The organism is Shinella fusca, from assembly GCF_014203155.1.
GTDB lineage: Bacteria > Pseudomonadota > Alphaproteobacteria > Rhizobiales > Rhizobiaceae > Shinella > Shinella fusca.
In genome coordinates this window covers 206,806-222,393 of the sequence record NZ_JACHIK010000003.1, presented here as the reverse complement: position 1 = coordinate 222,393, position 15,588 = coordinate 206,806, and the positions used below count along the sequence as shown (strand labels likewise).

Here is a 15,588-nt window from a genome sequence, read left to right as displayed (position 1 = left end):
TTCCGGCAACGCAATATCTACCCTTTCGGCGAAGTTGCAAGCAACCTTTGCGCGTGCCCACCATATTGCGGAGGTGGCATCCTTTCTGTCTGGCTTAGTATCTGGCGCGCCAACCCGGGATTGAAGTTCCCGCCTTTCGGTTGCACAGTGGCGGGGTAAACGGTGGGGCCGGGATCATGGCCGAAGGGAAAATCGCAGACCGGCGGGACATGCCCGAGGCGCTCGCCTGGCGGGACCTGCCGGCCGACGCCGCCCCGCTGCCTGTGCAGGCGCCCGCGCGAACCGTGCCGGCTTTCCTGCGGCGGGCCTTGCTTCGCCTTTCGCTTCGCCTTGCAGGGCGCGAGGCGGTGGCGGACGCCTTTGCACGGGAAAGGGCGCACGGGCACTTCTTCCTCTTCGTCCCGGTCTTCCTCGGCATCGGCGCGGGCCTCTGGTTTTCGGCGGCTTCCGATCCCTCGCTCCCGACGATCCTCCTTTTCGCCTGCGCCGCGCTCTGGCCGGCGCTGCGCCTGCGCCATCGGGAGGACTGGGCGGCGCTTGCGGCGGGGGCGGCGTTCCTCGTGCCGGTGGGCATGCTGCTTGCCGCGGCCGAAAGCGCCCGGCTCGACACCGTTCTCCTCGACGCGCCGGTCACCACGCAGATCACCGGGCGCGTGCTGTCGCGCGAAGCCGACGGACGCGGGGCGATCCGCTACCGCGTCGCGCTGGAGCGCACGGCGGATCCGGTGCTGAAGCGCCAGCCGGGCATCGTGACGGTCCTTGCCCGAAGCCGCCACGAGCCGATCCCCATCGGCAGCGGCATTGCCGGGCGGGCCCGCCTCAGCCCGCCCTCGGGGCCCGCGCTCGCCGGCCTCAACGATTTCGCCTTCGACGCCTATTTCGCGGGAACCGGCGCGGTCGGCTATTTCTACCGCGCGCCGCAGGCGGCAGCCGCCTCCGAACCCGGCCTCGAAGCGCAATTCCGTCAGATGATCGCCGGCTGGCGCGACAACCTCACCGAGCATATCCGCGGCCGGATCGGCGGCGATGCGGGCGCGATCGCCGCCGCGCTGGTGACGGCCGAGGAACGGGCGATCAGCCCGCAAACGGTCGAGGCGCTGCGGCAGGCGGGCCTTGCCCATGTGCTTGCCATTTCCGGGCTCAACATGGTGCTGGCGGCCGGCACCTTCCTTGTCGGCGCGCGCATGCTGATGGCGCTGATCCCCGGCTTTGCCGAGCGCTATCCCGCCAAGAAGTTCGCCGCCGCCGGCGCGCTCGTCATGGTCACGCTCTATATCCTCGTCTCGGGCGGGGCGATCTCGGCGGTGCGCTCATGGATCATGATCTGCGTCATGCTGGTGGCCGTGCTCTTCGGCCGGTCCGCCATCAGCCTGCGCAATGTCGCGCTCTCGGCAATCCTCATCCTCGCCGTCACGCCGTCCGCCGTCACCAATCCGGGCTTCCAGATGTCCTATGCCGCGACGCTCGGCCTCATCGCCGGCTATGCCGCCTGGCGCGAGCGGCCGGTGCGCAGGGAGAGCCGGGGAGGGCGGCTCCGGCTTCTCGGCGGGGCGGCCGGCCGCTTCCTCGGCGGCCTTCTTCTCTCCTCGCTGATCGGCGGTTTTTCGACGCTCATCTATTCCGTCGGCCATTTCCACCGCATCCCGGCCTACGGGCTTGCCGGCAACATCCTTGCCATGCCGGTCATCAGCGCCATCGTCATGCCTTTCGGCCTTGCCGCCGTGCTGCTGATGCCCTTCGGGCTCGATGCCATCCCCTTCGCGATCATGGGCAAGGGCATCGAATGGATGATCGCGCTCTCGGCATGGGTGGCCGGCTGGAAGGGCGAGATCGTCACCGGCCGCATCCCGCTCGCCGCTTTCCTGCTGATCGCCCTCGGCGGCGGCCTCGTCTGCCTCCTGCGCACGCGGCTTCGCCATGCCGGAACCGCGCTCGTCCTTCTCGGCCTCGTCCTTGCCTTCCGGACCGATGGGCGGACGCCCGAAGTGCTCGTATCGGAGGACGGCCGGCTCGTCGCCATATTGGGAAAGGAAAGCGTATCGACGAACCGCGCGCGGCCGCCGGATTTCATCTGGTCGCAATGGCGAAGGGCGCTGCGGCTCGCCGATCCGCAAAAGCCTACCCTGCGCAGGACCGCGGGCCTTGCCGTGGAGGACACCTCGAAGCCCGAGGCCACCGGCAAAAGGCCGCGCCGAAAGGCCGACCGCGAAAAGGCAGGACCGGCAATGGCGTCCGCCCTTGCCGCAGCAAGAAGCAGCAACGCCTTCGTCTGCGAGGCGAAAGCCTTCTGCGCCGCGGTCTCGCCCAGCGGCTGGCGGATCGTCGCGCTGGAGGATACGGCCTTCCTCGGCACGGCCTGCGATGCTGCGGACCTCGTCGTCGTGCCCTATGCCCTGAGGCTTGACGCCTGCCGTTCCGGCGCAAGGCTGGTGACGGCGCGGCATCTGCGCCGGACCGGCGCACTGGAGATCGGGCCAGCGACCGGGCCGGAAGCATCAAGCCTTGCGCAGGCCCATGTCACGCAGGCGGTGGAAAGCGTCGACCGCCCCTGGTCGCGTCATCGCACCTAACGATTGGCGCACCGGCCGCTTCGAGCCACCGGCGAGCAAGCAGGCGGAGGATCAGTTGTAACGGCGGATGAGGCCGACGAGCTTGCCCTGGATCTTCACGCGGTCCGGGCCGAAGATGCGGGTCTCGTAGGCCGGGTTGGCGGCTTCGAGCGCAATGGAGGCGCCCTTGCGGCGGAAGCGCTTCAACGTCGCTTCCTCGTCGTCGACGAGCGCCACGATGATCTCGCCCGGATTGGCGGTGCTGCCATTGCGGATGATGACGGTGTCGCCGTCGAGGATGCCGGCCTCGATCATCGAATCGCCGCGCACTTCCAGCGCATAATGGTCGCCGCTGCCGATCATCTCGGCGGGCACGGTGATGTCGTGCGTGTTGTTCTGGATGGCCGAGATCGGCACGCCGGCGGCAATGCGCCCCATGACGGGCACCGAAACGGATGTGGAAATCTCCGGCACGGCCGGCGTGCGCGCCGCGGGAGCGGCCGGTGCCTGCGGCTTGCCCCGGCTGCCCTCGATGACGGAGGGGGAGAAGCCGCGACGGGGCTGGAGGCTCGTCGAATAGGCCTCGGGCAGCTTGATGACCTCCAGCGCCCGCGCCCGGTTGGGCAGGCGGCGGATGAAGCCGCGCTCCTCGAGCGCCGTGATGAGGCGGTGGATGCCGGATTTCGACGCCAGGTCCAGTGCGTCCTTCATCTCGTCGAAGGATGGAGGAATGCCCGATTCCTTCATACGCTCATGGATGAACAGGAGGAGTTCCTGTTGTTTGCGCGTCAGCATGGCATCCCCGTTGAGAATCGTGAAACAAATCCAGAACAGACACTATCCGTTCCGCATGTGTTCCGCAAGGGCTTCCTGAACAATAATATGACTGTTCAGGCCTCGGGATCGCGCAGGAGCAGGACGTCGCAGGGGCTGCCGGCGGGCACGGCAGGGGCGCCCGGCGGGCGCACGAGCAGGCCTTCCGCCGCGGCGAAGACCTTCATCATCGACGAATCCTGCCTGTCGAACGGCGTGACGGAGAGTTCTCCGGAGGCAGTTCGCTCGACACGCGCACGGACATAATCCTGCCGGTGGTCGTTTTCTCCGAGCGGAACGGCGGTGACGGCGGGGCATAGGCGGCTGCGGGCGGGAAGATGCGCCAGACGCCGCACGAGCGGCTCCAGGAAGAGCAGCGAGCAGACGAGGCTGGACACGGGATTGCCCGGCAGGCCGACGACGCGGATATCGCCGAGCCGGCCGACCATCAGCGGCTTTCCGGGGCGCATGGCAATGCGCCAGAAGTCGAGTTCCATGCCGGCTTCGCCGAGCACGGGCCGAACGAGGTCGAAATCGCCGACGGAGGCGCCGCCGAGCGTCACCAGCACGTCGATGTCGCGCAAAAGCGCCTCGCGCACCGCGGCGAGGATGGCCTCCCTGTCGTCGGCGACGATGCCGAGGTCGATCACCTCCGCGCCCGCCTCGCGCGCAAGGGCCGCGACGCCGTAGGTGTTGGAGGCGACGATCTGGCTTTCACCGGGCGGCGTGCCGGGGCGCACGAGCTCGTCGCCGGTCGCCAGCAGCGCGACGCGGGGGCGGGCATAGACCGTCAGGTCCGGATGGTTCATCGCCGCGGCGACCGTCAGGCGGCCGGCATCGAGGACGTCGCCGGCCTTCAGCACGATCTCGCCTTCGGAAAAATCCTGCCCGCGCGGGCGGATGTGGCGGCCTTTCGGCGTCAGGAAGGTCGTGCGGATGCGGCCGTCCTCCAGCACCTCGGCATCCTCCTGGAGAAGGACGGTATCGGCGAAGGCGGGCAGCGGCGCGCCGGTGAAGATGCGCACGGCCTCGCCCGGGCCGGCCGTTCCCCCGAAGGCGTGTCCGGCGGAAGAGGTGCCCGCGACCGTGAGCACCGAGCCGAGCCCGGCGATATCCGCATGGCGGACGGCATAGCCGTCCATCGCGGAATTGTCGAAGGGCGGCTGGGTGAGGCGGGCTGCCACGTCGCGGGCGAGCACGCGGCCGGCGGCCTCGTGCAGCGCGACCGTCTCCGTCCGCTCCACCGGCCTTGCGGCGGAAAGCAGGCGCTCCAGCGCATCGGCGACGGGAAGCAGCGCCATCAGGCCTTCGCCCCGCGCCTGTAATCGCCCGAGCGGCCGCCGGACTTTTCGAGAAGGCGGATGCCGCCGATCTCCATCTCGCGGTCGGCGGCCTTGGCCATGTCGTAGATGGTGAGGCATGCGACGCTGACGGCTGTCAGCGCCTCCATCTCCACGCCGGTGCGGCCGGTGAGCTTGGCCATCGCCTCGACGCGAAGGCCGGGCAGGGCGCGGTCCTCGCGGATCTCCACCGTCACCTTGGTCAGCATCAGCGGATGGCAGAGGGGGATGAGACTCGACGTCTGCTTGGCGGCCATGATGCCGGCAAGGCGCGCCGTGCCGATCACGTCGCCCTTCTTGGCGTCGCCCTTGAGGATGAGGTCGAGCGTTGCCGGCGCCATGCGGATGAAGCCTTCGGCAAGGGCGATGCGCACGGTCTTGGTCTTGTCGCCGACATCGACCATGTGCGCCTCGCCCGAGGCGCCTATATGGGTGAGCGTGCGGGTGTCTTCCGCCATCATTCCGCCGCCAGCATGCCGGCATCGCCCGTCAGCAGTTCGCGCGTCGCCGCCGTCACGTCGTCCTTGCGCATCAGGCTTTCGCCGACGAGGAAGGTGGAAATGCCGACCTTGCCGAGGCGCACGCAATCGGCATGCGTGAAGATGCCGCTCTCGCCGACGAGCAGCCGGTCGTCCGGCACCATGCCGGCAAGCTTTTCGGAGACCGCGAGGTCCACCTCGAAGGTGCGCAGGTTGCGGTTGTTGACGCCGACGAGCCTGGATTTCAGCTTCAGCGCGCGCTCCATCTCGGGCTCATCATGCACCTCGATCAGCACATCCATGCCGAGCGAAAAGGCGGCGTCTTCCAGCGCCTTCGCCGTGTCGTCGGAAAGGGATGCCATGATGAGGAGGATGCAATCCGCGCCCCAGGCGCGCGCCTCCAGCACCTGATAGCTGTCGAACATGAAGTCCTTGCGCAGGGCCGGCAGGCCGCAGGCCGCGCGGGCGGCGGTGAGGAATTCCGGCGCGCCCTGGAAGCTCGGCGTGTCGGTGAGCACGGAAAGGCAGGCAGCGCCCCCTGCCTCGTAAGCTTTTGCCAGCGCCGGCGGATCGAAATCCGGGCGGATGAGGCCCTTGGAGGGGCTTGCCTTCTTGATTTCGGCGATGAGGCCGAAACGGCCTTCCGCCTTGCGGTCCTTGAGGCTTGCGAAGAAGCCGCGCGGGGCCTCCTGGTCGCGGATGCGGGCGCGAAGCTCGGCGGTAGAGACGCGGGCCTTGGCGGCGGCGATCTCCTCCAGCTTGTAGGCCTCGATCTTCTTGAGGATATCGGTCATGGCCAATCCTACTCCGCGGCGGCTTCGTTGGAAACCGTGACGAGACGGTCCAGCGCGGCGCGGGCGCGCCCGCTCTCCAGCGCCTCGGTCGCAAGGCGCATGCCGTCCTTCAGCGTCTCCGCCTTGCCGGCGACGACGAGCGAGGCGGCTGCGTTGGCAAGCGAGATGTCGCGGTAGGGCATGTGTGCGCCGCCGAGCACGGACAGGAGCGCGGCGGCATTGTGCGCGCCGTCGCCGCCGCGAAGATCGTCGAGCGTTGCCGGCGGGAGGCCGAAATCGGCGGGGGTCAGCTCGAAGGTGCGGATCTTGCCGTCTTCCAGCGCGGCGACCTGCGTCGTGCCGGTCGTGGTGATCTCGTCGAGGCCTTCGCCGTGCACGACCCAGATGCTCTCCGAGCCGAGATCACGCATCACCTCGGCGATCGGCACCAGCCATTGCGGCGAGAAGACGCCGAGGAGCTGGCGCTTGACGCCACCGGGATTGGAGAGGGGGCCCAGCAGGTTGAAGATCGTGCGCGTGCCGAGCTCGACGCGCGAGGGTCCCACATGCTTCATCGCCGGGTGGTGGAGCTGCGCGAACATGAAGCCGAGGCCGGCATCGTGCACGCAGCGCGAGATATCGGCCGGGCCGATGTCGAGCTTGACGCCGAGGCAGGAGAGGGCGTCCGCCGTGCCGGACTTCGAGCTCAGCGCCCGGTTGCCGTGCTTGGCGACGGGAACGCCGGCGCCGGCAACGAGGATCGCCGCCAGCGTCGAGATGTTGTAGGTGCCCGCGCCGTCGCCGCCCGTGCCGACGATGTCCATGGCATCGGCGGGCACGGAGACCGGCAGCATGCGCGCGCGCATCGAGCCGACGGCGCCGTAGATCTCGTCCACGGTCTCGCCGCGCACGCGCAGCGCCATCAGGAAGCCGCCGATCTGCGAGGGCGTGGCGGCGCCCGACATGATGATCTCGAAGGCGCCGCGGGCGTCCTCGCGGTCGAGCGCCTTTCCGGCGGCGACCTTGGCGATATAGGATTTCAGGTCGGACATGCGGCTTCCGCCTCCTTCATCGCGTGCTTTGTTCGGCAAGCGTCCGGTTGATGGAAACGCCGTAGGTCGTCTGGAGCGAGCTGACCATCTGGTCGAGGATATCGTCGCCGCTAGCGCGGGCGACGGCGACGATCTGCTGCTCGTCGTTGGAGAGCGCGTCGGGCGCCGCATCCGCGTTCACCTCGGTCACCTTCAGGAGGATCTGGCCTTCGCCGTCGACGCCGGGCGTGTTGGCGACGACGCCGAGCGGGCCGGAGAAGGCGGCATTGACGGCCTCGGGGCTCAGCACCGGATCCTGCGCGCCGCGATGAAGGCCCGTCTTGGTCTCGACAGCCATGCCGAGCTCGCCGGCGATGGCGGCGATCTCCTCGCCCTTGCGCACACGCTCGGCCAGTTCGGAGGCCTTCCTGGCAAGCGCCTCGCGCTGCTGCTCGGCAGTCCAGTCGGCGACGACGCGGTCGCGCACTTCGTCGAGCGTGCGGTCGCGCTCGGGGATCACGTCGAGCACTTCGTACCAGGCGTAGCCCTCGCGGCCGACGTCGATCGGCTGGGTCTCCATGCCGACATCGGTCTTGAAGACCTCGCCGAGAAGCGTCTTCTCCTCGGGCAGGCCGTCGATCTCCTCGCCCTTGTCGTCGTTGCCCTGCGCATCGGCGGCATCGACCGTCACGGCCTTGAGGTTGTTCTTCGCGGCGGCTTCCTCGAGGCTGGCGCCGTCGGCGCGGGCGTCCTCGATGCGGTCATGCACGGCGAGGATGCCGTCGGCGGCGTCCGCAAGCGCGAGTTCCGTGCGCAGGTCTTCCTTCACCTCGTCGAAGCTCTTCACCGTCTCCGGGTGGATATTCGTCACGCGCAGGATGATCGGGCCGAAGGTGCCGTCGATGACTGGCGTCGTGCCGCCGTTTTCGGCGACGGCGAAAGCCGGTGCGGCGAGCTTCTGGTCCGGCACGTTCGCCTCGGTGAAATCGCCGAGCATGACGTCGGAGGGCTTCTTGCCCTGTTCGGCGACGAGCGCGTCGAAGGTCGTGCCGGAGGCGAGCTTGGCGGCCGCCGCGTCCGCGCTCGCGCGGTCGGCGAAGGTGAGCTGCTCGATCGTGCGCGTGGCGGGCGTGCGGTAGTGGTCCTTGTTCTTCTCGTATTCGGCCTTCAGCGCCTCGTCGGTGACGGTGGCCTTGTCCGCCAGGTCCTTCGGCTCCAGCGAGACATAGACGAACTTGCGGTATTCCGGGGCGCGGTACTTCGCCTTGTTCTTCTCGAACCAGGGGGCGAGCACGTCGTCGCCGGGCGCCTTGACGGGATCGATATTGGCGTTGCTGAGAAGCAGGTAGTCGATCGTGCGGGCCTCGTTGCGGTACTGGCGCAGCGCCGCCGTCAGCACTTCGGGCGCCTTGTAGCCGTCCGACACGGCTTCCACGACCTGGGTGCGGATCGCCACCTGGCTGCGGTTGTTGATGTAGTCGGCCTCGCGCAGCCCCGCATTGCGCAGGATGGCGGAGAAGGCCGTGCGGTCGAACTGGCCGTTGACGCCGCGGAAGGCCGGATCGTCGGCGATAAGCTGGGCGAGGCGGCCTTCGGAAAGGCCGAGGTTCATGTCGCGCGAAAGCTGGTCGAGCGCGGCGCCCGCGACCAGCTCGGCGAAGACCTGGTTCTCGACACCGAAGGCGCGGGCCTGCTCGGCGTTGAGGCGCATGCCGAAGCGCTGCGACATGGCCGCGACCTGCCGCTCGTAGGCGAGGCGGAAGTCCGTCGGCGAGACCTTGACGTCGCCGACCGTGACGACGGCATTCGACGTGCCGGTGACGAGGGAACTCGAAACGCCCCAGACAGCGAATGAACCGACCAGAATGATCAGCAGGGCTTTTGCCACCCAGGTCTGGGCGGCGCTTCTCAGGGCTTCGAGCATCGTCTAAAATTCCTCATGACGGCGGCCATGCGGCCGGAAACCGTCTCTTAACGGAAAGTTTGCGGGAATTGAAGGGTGCAGCGCGCATCCGATGCAAGGACCGTGCGCCCCTTCCGCATACCGGCCCGATCCTGCCGATTTCTTTTGCCGGCAAACGAAATATTTCTGAATTTACTGGCATATTCTGGCCGAAAGCCACTGTCATAATTTGAAAATCCATGATCGGATACGCGATCAATCTGATGAGTCCGGCAGCGGCGGGCATTACGGGAGGAAAACGGGTTGGAATCCACGATCGTCATGATCAACCTTTTCGGCGCCGTCGCGCTGCTCCTCTTCGGCCTTGCCCAGGTGAAGGACGGCATGACGCGCGCCTTCGGGGTGAAGCTGCGCTCCGGGCTGGCGCTCGGCACGCGCGGGCCGGTGCGTTCCTTCCTTGCCGGTTTCGTCGCGACGGTCGCCCTCCAGAGCTCCACCGCCACCGCGCTGATGGTCGCCTCCTTCGTCGAGCGCAACCTGATGCGCGCGCGCATGGCGCAGATCGTGCTGCTCGGCGCCAATGTCGGCACGGCCGTCACCGCCTGGCTGGTGGCGACGGGCATCGAATCGATCTCGCCGCTCATCATCCTCGTCGGCGTCGTCTTCTATAAATCGTCGGGCTCCACGGCCCGGCAGGGCCTCGGCTCCGCGCTCGTCGGCATCGGCCTCATGCTGCTGTCGCTGCACCTCCTCAGCCTTGCCACCGAGCCGATGCGCCAGTCGCCCGCGCTTGCGGCCTTCCTCACGCTGCTCGGCGATGCCTGGCCGGCCGCGCTCGCCTTCTCCACGGTGCTCGCCATCGTCTCCTCGTCGAGCCTCGCCGTCGTCGTGCTGATCCTGTCGCTTTCGGCCATGGGGATCCTCTCGCCGGCGCTGACGGTCATCCTCGTGCTCGGCGCCAATCTCGGCGGGGCCGTGCCGCCGGTCATCGCCACGATGAAGGCCGCGGCCTCCGCGCGCCGCGTCACGCTCGGCAATCTTCTCGTGCGCGGGGCAGGGTGCCTCGTCGTGCTGCCCTTCGCCGCGCAGGTGGCCGATCTTCTCGCCCTCTTGCCGATCCCGGCGGCAAAGCTGCCGGTGGACGTGCACCTTGCCTTCAACCTCGTGGTCGCGCTGGTGCTCTGGCCGCTCTCCGGCCCGCTGTCGAGCCTCATGGAAAGGATCGTGCCAGAGGACAAGAAGGAGGAGGGCGGGCCGAAATATCTCGATGACGCCGCGCTCGCGACGCCGGTGGTGGCGCTGTCCGGCGCAACGCGCGAGGTGCTGCGCGTCGGCGATCTCATCGAATCCATGCTGATCCGCACCATGCGCGCCTTCAACGACAACAATCTCGCGCCGCTGAACGACATCGGCGAACTGGAGCGGCAGGTCGACGTGCTCCAGCAGGAGGTGAAGATCTACCTTTCGCGCCTTGGCCGGCAGGGCCTGACGGGCGAACCGGCGGCCCGCTCCATCGTCATCATCGACTACGCCATCAACCTCGAGCACGTCGGCGACATCATCGAGAAGGGCCTTCAGGAGCAGGTGCGCAAGAAGATCGTCAACGGGCTGAAATTCTCCGAGGACGGCTACAAGGAGCTCGCCAACCTCTTCAACCTGACCATCGAGAACCTGCGCATCGCCCAGACGATCTTCGTGACGCGCGACACGGGACTGGCGCGCCAGCTCGTCGAGGTGAAGGTGGACGTGCGGCGCATGGAGAAGGAATCGTCCGAGCGGCACCTGGAGCGGCTGCGCGACGGGCGGATCGACAGCCTCCAGACGAGTTCGCTCCATCTCGACATGCTGCGCGACCTCAAGCGCGTCAACGCGCATCTCGTCTCGGTCGCCTATCCGATCCTCGACGAAAGCGGGCTTCTCACCGAAAGCCGCCTGCGCAACAGCGCGAGCTGACGCTGCGAAATCCCTTTGTGTCCTGCCGTCGCTTTTTGCTAAGGAACGGGCCGCATGACGGGTGAACGAGGGATTCCCATGACCGCAGACCGGACGAAACGCACTTGCCTGGCCGTGATCCTCGCCGCCGGAGAAAGCACGCGGATGAAGTCCTCGCGCTCCAAGGTGCTGCACCCGGTCGCCGGCCAGCCGATGATCGCCCATGTGGTGGAGGCACTGGCGAAGGCCGGCATTTCCGATATCGCGCTGGTGCTCGGCCGCGACGCGCAGAAGGTCGAGGCCGCGGCCCGCAACGGCGCCGTGCGCAGTTCCGTCCATATCCAGACCGAACGGCTCGGCACGGCCCATGCCGTGCTCGCCGCCCGCGAGGCCATCGCCCGGGGCTATGACGACGTGCTGGTCGTCTTCGGCGACACGCCGCTCATCACCGAGACGCCGCTGATCGCCGCGCGCGAGGGGCTTGCGTCCGGCGCCGACGTCGTCGTCATCGGCTTCCGGACGGCCGATCCGACCGGCTACGGCCGCCTCGTCATCGACAAGGGCGAGCTTCTGGCGATCCGCGAGCACAAGGACGCCAGCGAGGTCGAGCGCGCCATCACCTATTGCAACGGCGGCCTGATGGCCATCGACGGGCGCAAGGCGCTCGACCTGATCGAAAAGATCGGCAATGCCAATATCAAGGGCGAATACTACCTCACCGACATCGTCGAGGTCGCGCGCGCGGCGGGCGGCCGGGCTATCGCCGTCGAGGCGCCCGAGGAGGAGCTGACCGGCTGCAATACCCGCGCCGAGCTTGCCGTCATCGAACGACTCTGGCAGCAGCGCCGCCGGCACGAGATGATGCTCGACGGCGTGTCGATGATCGCGCCGGAAACCGTCTTCCTTGCCTACGACACGAAGATCGGCCGCGACGTCACCATCGAGCCCAACGTCGTCTTCGGCCCGGGCGTCACCGTTGAGAGCGGCGCGACGATCCATTCTTTCTCGCATGTCGAGGGTGCACACGTTTCGGCGGATGCCGAGGTCGGCCCCTATGCGCGTCTGCGGCCGGGGGCACACCTCGGCCAAGGCGCCAAGGTCGGCAATTTCACCGAGGTGAAGAAGGCGGAGATCGGCGCGGGCGCCAAGGTCAACCACCTCAGCTATATCGGCGATGCCTTCATCGGCGCGCATGCCAATGTCGGCGCCGGCACCATCACCTGCAATTACGACGGCATCAACAAGTTCGTGACGCGCATCGGCGAGAACGCCTTCATCGGCTCCAACACGGCGCTGGTCGCGCCCGTTTCCGTCGGCAACGGCGCCTATGTCGCCTCCGGCAGCGTCATCACGGCGGACGTGCCGGACGATGCGGTCGCCTTCGGCCGTGCGCGGCAGGAGAACAAGGAAGGCCGGGCCGTGCTCATCCGCGAGCGCAACCAGGCGATCAAGGCGGCGAAGAAGAAGGCCGCCGAATAGGCCGGCCGGTGGGCGCGCCCACGTTAACGCTTGCAATCGAAAGTGAGCGCGCCCGTGTTGCGCCGCGATGAAAAAGCTCTACGAAAGAGCGCAAATCGAAGCGTCTCGAAAGAGTGGAGCAGTCTATGTGCGGAATTGTCGGTATCGTCGGAAACCAGCCGGTCGCGGGCCGGCTTGTCGATGCCCTGAAGCGCCTTGAATACCGGGGCTACGATTCCGCCGGCGTCGCCACCATCGTTGACGGCAGGCTGGAGCGCCGCCGCGCCGAGGGCAAGCTGTTCAACCTGGAGAAGCGCCTTGCCGACGAGCCGCTCGACGGTACGATCGGCATCGCCCATACCCGCTGGGCGACGCACGGCGCGCCGACGGAAGGCAATGCCCATCCGCATTTCGTCGACGGCGTCGCCGTCGTCCACAACGGCATCATCGAAAACTTTTCCGAGCTGAAGGACGAGCTTTCCGCCGCCGGCGCCACCTTCACCACCCAGACCGACACGGAGGTCGTCGCCCAGCTTCTCGCCCGCTTCCGCCGCGAGGGCCTCGGCCGGCGCGAGGCGATGCACGCCATGCTGCGCCGCGTGACGGGCGCCTATGCGCTGGCGGTGATCTTCGAGGACGACCCGTCCACCGTCATGGCCGCCCGCAACGGCCCGCCGCTCGCCATCGGCTACGGCCGCGGCGAGATGTTCCTCGGCTCCGACGCCATCGCGCTCGCCCCCTTCACCAACGAGATCAGCTATCTCGTCGACGGCGACTGGGCGGTGATCGGCCGCGACGGCGCGCATATCTTCGACCTCGACGGCAACCGCGTCGAGCGGCCGAAGCAGGTCTCCTCGGCCGCCGCCTATCTCATCGACAAGGGCAACCACCGGCATTTCATGGAAAAGGAAATCCATGAGCAGCCGGAGGCGATCTCGCACGCGCTCAGCCACTATGTCGATTTCCTTGGTCACACGGTCCGCCCGGTCGCGGCCGACATCGATTTCGCCAAGGTGCCGAGCCTTGCGATTTCGGCCTGCGGCACGGCCTATCTCGCCGGCCTCGTCGGCAAGTACTGGTTCGAGCGCTATGCCCGCCTGCCGGTCGAGATCGACGTCGCCTCGGAGTTCCGCTACCGCGAGATCCCGCTGAACCCGGCTTCCGCCGCGCTCTTCATCTCGCAGTCCGGCGAGACGGCCGACACGCTCGCTTCGCTACGCTACTGCAAGGAGCGCGGCCTGAAGATCGGCGCGGTGGTGAACACGAAGGAATCGACCATCGCCCGCGAATCGGATGCCGTCTTCCCGATCCTCGCCGGCCCGGAGATCGGTGTCGCCTCCACCAAGGCCTTCACCTGCCAGCTCACGGTGCTCGCCGCGCTCGCCATCGGCGCGGGCAGGGCGCGCGGCACGCTGGGCGAAGCCGAGGAAAAGGCGCTGGTGCGCCACCTTGCCGAAATGCCGCGCATCATGGCGAGCGTTCTCAACACGATCCAGCCGGCCATCGAGCAGCTTTCGCGCGACCTCTCCAAGTGCAAGGACGTGCTCTACCTCGGCCGCGGCACCAGCTATCCGCTCGCCATGGAAGGCGCGCTGAAGCTCAAGGAAATCTCCTACATCCACGCCGAGGGCTATGCTGCCGGCGAATTGAAGCACGGCCCCATCGCGCTGATCGACGAGAACATGCCGGTCATCGTCATCGCCCCGCACGACCGCTTCTTCGAGAAGACCGTCTCGAACATGCAGGAGGTGGCTGCACGCGGCGGGCGAATCGTCTTCATCACCGACGAGAAGGGCGCGGCCGCCTCCAAGCTGCCGACCATGGCGACCATCGTGCTGCCGAATGTCGACGAGATCATCGCGCCGATGATCTACTCGCTGCCGATCCAGCTTCTCGCCTACCACACCGCCGTCTTCATGGGCACGGATGTCGACCAGCCGCGCAACCTCGCCAAGTCCGTGACGGTCGAATGATCGTCCGGCCGGAACGCGACGCGGACATCGACGCCATCCGCGCCCTGACGGAGACGGCCTTCCGCACCGCGCCGCATGCCGACGGCACGGAGCACCTGATCGTCGACCGCCTGCGCGCGGCGGGAGCATTGACGCTCTCGCTGGTGGCGGAGGCGGACGGCGTCGTCGTCGGCCATGTCGCCTTCTCGCCTGTCACGATCTCGGACGGCAGCGCCGGCTGGTACGGCCTCGGCCCGATCTCCGTCGATCCCGCAAGGCAGGGCGAAGGCATTGGCACCCGGCTCGTGCGCGAGGGGCTGGAGCGGCTGAAGGCGCTCGGCGCAGCGGGCTGCGTATTGCTCGGCGATCCCGCCTACTATGCCCGCTTCGGCTTCGAGGCAGATCCGAAGCTCGTGCTGGAGGGCGTGCCGCCGGAGTATTTCCAGCGTGTGGCGTTTTCTCCGGTTTACGGCGGCGGAACGGTTTCCTATCATCCGGGTTTCTACGGCTGAGCGGCCTCCCACGCTCGCCCCACGCTGGATAGCCGATGACCGATTCCGTCCCGAGACAGTCGCTCGCCATGCGGCTGCGCAACAATTTCCTGACCGGCCTCGTCATTTGCGCGCCGATCGCCATCACCATATGGCTGACGTGGACCTTCATCCACTGGGCCGATAGCTGGGTGAAGCCCTATATCCCGGCGCATTACAACCCGGAGAACTATTTCCAGTTCGCCATTCCGGGCTTCGGCCTGCTGATCGCGCTGGTCTTCATCACGCTCATCGGCTTCCTCGGCAAGAACCTCATCGGCCGCACCATCGTTGAGTTCGGCGATTCGCTTTTCAACCGCACGCCGCTGGTGCGCACGGTGCACAAGAGCCTCAAGCAGATCTTCGAGACGGTGCTGAAGGACAAGGGGACCTCCTTCAACAAGGCGGCGATGATCGAATATCCGAGCGCTGGCCTCTGGTCGATCGTCTTCGTGGCAACGGATGCGCGCGGCGAGATCGCGACGAAGTTCACGTCGATGGGCAAGGACATGGTCGCCTGCTTCCTGCCGCCGACGCCGTTCCCGACCGCCGGCTTCCTCGTCTACGTGCCGCGCGAAAAGCTCGTGCCGCTCGACATGAGCCCGGAGGACGCCGCCAAGCTCATCATTTCCGTCGGCCTCGTCACGCCGCCGGAAGAGGCGGTTCCGCTTGTTGCGGGCGGAGAGCGCAAGGTGAAGGCGAAAGCGCGGAAGAAGGATTGAGGACGCGGGCAAGGCAGCGTCGGGTTCGCTCTCCCCGCCCTCTGCCGTCATCCTCGGGCTTGACCCGAGGATCCATGCCCCAAACTCCGCGCGTGCCGTGTTGGTG

General features: G+C 67.5%; 12 protein-coding genes. 6 read left to right on the top strand and 6 right to left on the bottom strand.

Annotated elements, in window-relative coordinates:
• Window positions 1-176 precede the first annotated feature (176 nt).
• A complete protein-coding gene (locus HNQ66_RS05575) occupies window positions 177-2,570 on the top strand; it encodes a ComEC/Rec2 family competence protein (protein ID WP_184141706.1) in 2,394 nt (797 codons plus the stop codon).
• Between the two features lie 51 nt (window positions 2,571-2,621).
• Here the strand turns inward: HNQ66_RS05575 and lexA are convergent, their stop codons facing one another.
• The 6 genes from lexA to HNQ66_RS05545 all read right to left on the bottom strand — a co-directional run bounded on the left by lexA (window position 2,622) and on the right by HNQ66_RS05545 (window position 8,909).
• On the bottom strand, window positions 2,622-3,344 hold the full coding sequence (lexA, locus tag HNQ66_RS05570; protein WP_184141704.1) for a transcriptional repressor LexA: 723 nt from the start codon (window positions 3,342-3,344) through the stop codon (window positions 2,622-2,624).
• A gap of 95 nt (window positions 3,345-3,439) precedes the next feature.
• Window positions 3,440-4,663: a molybdopterin molybdotransferase MoeA gene (locus HNQ66_RS05565; protein WP_184141702.1), complete on the bottom strand. Its 1,224-nt coding sequence runs from the start codon at window positions 4,661-4,663 to the stop codon at window positions 3,440-3,442.
• Entirely contained in the window at window positions 4,663-5,160 is a 498-nt protein-coding gene (gene moaC, locus HNQ66_RS05560) for a cyclic pyranopterin monophosphate synthase MoaC (RefSeq protein WP_184142241.1), read from the bottom strand. Before moaC ends, HNQ66_RS05565 begins: the two co-directional genes overlap by 1 nt.
• Window positions 5,160-5,975, bottom strand: a complete 816-nt coding sequence (trpC, locus tag HNQ66_RS05555; RefSeq protein WP_184141700.1) for an indole-3-glycerol phosphate synthase TrpC — start codon at window positions 5,973-5,975, stop codon at window positions 5,160-5,162. Before trpC ends, moaC begins: the two co-directional genes overlap by 1 nt.
• An 8-nt stretch (window positions 5,976-5,983) precedes the next feature.
• The gene (gene trpD, locus HNQ66_RS05550) at window positions 5,984-7,006 is read right to left on the bottom strand and encodes an anthranilate phosphoribosyltransferase (RefSeq protein WP_184141698.1); all 1,023 of its coding nucleotides are present in this window, start codon (window positions 7,004-7,006) and stop codon (window positions 5,984-5,986) included.
• A 16-nt stretch (window positions 7,007-7,022) separates the two neighbouring features.
• Window positions 7,023-8,909, bottom strand: coding sequence for a peptidylprolyl isomerase (locus HNQ66_RS05545; RefSeq protein ID WP_184141696.1), 1,887 nt, complete (start codon window positions 8,907-8,909; stop codon window positions 7,023-7,025).
• A gap of 282 nt (window positions 8,910-9,191) precedes the next feature.
• Here HNQ66_RS05545 and HNQ66_RS05540 point away from each other — a divergent pair, with 282 nt between their 5' ends.
• The 5 genes from HNQ66_RS05540 to HNQ66_RS05520 all read left to right on the top strand — a co-directional run bounded on the left by HNQ66_RS05540 (window position 9,192) and on the right by HNQ66_RS05520 (window position 15,482).
• Window positions 9,192-10,841 carry a Na/Pi cotransporter family protein gene (locus tag HNQ66_RS05540; RefSeq protein WP_184141694.1) on the top strand — a complete coding sequence of 550 codons (1,650 nt, stop codon included), beginning with the start codon at window positions 9,192-9,194 and terminating at the stop codon, window positions 10,839-10,841.
• A 78-nt stretch (window positions 10,842-10,919) separates the two neighbouring features.
• A complete protein-coding gene (gene glmU, locus HNQ66_RS05535; RefSeq protein ID WP_184141692.1) occupies window positions 10,920-12,299 on the top strand; it encodes a bifunctional UDP-N-acetylglucosamine diphosphorylase/glucosamine-1-phosphate N-acetyltransferase GlmU in 1,380 nt (459 codons plus the stop codon).
• 125 nt (window positions 12,300-12,424) lie between these two features.
• A complete protein-coding gene (gene glmS, locus HNQ66_RS05530; RefSeq protein WP_184141690.1) occupies window positions 12,425-14,251 on the top strand; it encodes a glutamine--fructose-6-phosphate transaminase (isomerizing) in 1,827 nt (608 codons plus the stop codon).
• Window positions 14,248-14,742, top strand: coding sequence for a GNAT family N-acetyltransferase (locus tag HNQ66_RS05525; protein ID WP_184141688.1), 495 nt, complete (start codon window positions 14,248-14,250; stop codon window positions 14,740-14,742). Before glmS ends, HNQ66_RS05525 begins: the two co-directional genes overlap by 4 nt.
• 35 nt (window positions 14,743-14,777) lie before the next feature.
• Window positions 14,778-15,482, top strand: a complete 705-nt coding sequence (locus HNQ66_RS05520; RefSeq protein WP_184141686.1) for a DUF502 domain-containing protein — start codon at window positions 14,778-14,780, stop codon at window positions 15,480-15,482.
• Window positions 15,483-15,588: the final 106 nt, after the last annotated feature.

What these genes read in the sequence shown, in the direction of transcription:
- HNQ66_RS05575 (WP_184141706.1), top strand. Translation starts at nt 177, where the DNA reads ATGGCCGAAGGGAAAATCGCAGACCGGCGGGACATGCCCGAGGCGCTC.
- lexA (WP_184141704.1), bottom strand. Translation starts at nt 3,344, where the DNA reads ATGCTGACGCGCAAACAACAGGAACTCCTCCTGTTCATCCATGAGCGT.
- HNQ66_RS05565 (WP_184141702.1), bottom strand. Translation starts at nt 4,663, where the DNA reads ATGGCGCTGCTTCCCGTCGCCGATGCGCTGGAGCGCCTGCTTTCCGCC.
- moaC (WP_184142241.1), bottom strand. Translation starts at nt 5,160, where the DNA reads ATGGCGGAAGACACCCGCACGCTCACCCATATAGGCGCCTCGGGCGAG.
- trpC (WP_184141700.1), bottom strand. Translation starts at nt 5,975, where the DNA reads ATGACCGATATCCTCAAGAAGATCGAGGCCTACAAGCTGGAGGAGATC.
- trpD (WP_184141698.1), bottom strand. Translation starts at nt 7,006, where the DNA reads ATGTCCGACCTGAAATCCTATATCGCCAAGGTCGCCGCCGGAAAGGCG.
- HNQ66_RS05545 (WP_184141696.1), bottom strand. Translation starts at nt 8,909, where the DNA reads ATGCTCGAAGCCCTGAGAAGCGCCGCCCAGACCTGGGTGGCAAAAGCC.
- glmU (WP_184141692.1), top strand. Translation starts at nt 10,920, where the DNA reads ATGACCGCAGACCGGACGAAACGCACTTGCCTGGCCGTGATCCTCGCC.
- glmS (WP_184141690.1), top strand. Translation starts at nt 12,425, where the DNA reads ATGTGCGGAATTGTCGGTATCGTCGGAAACCAGCCGGTCGCGGGCCGG.
- HNQ66_RS05525 (WP_184141688.1), top strand. Translation starts at nt 14,248, where the DNA reads ATGATCGTCCGGCCGGAACGCGACGCGGACATCGACGCCATCCGCGCC.
- HNQ66_RS05520 (WP_184141686.1), top strand. Translation starts at nt 14,778, where the DNA reads ATGACCGATTCCGTCCCGAGACAGTCGCTCGCCATGCGGCTGCGCAAC.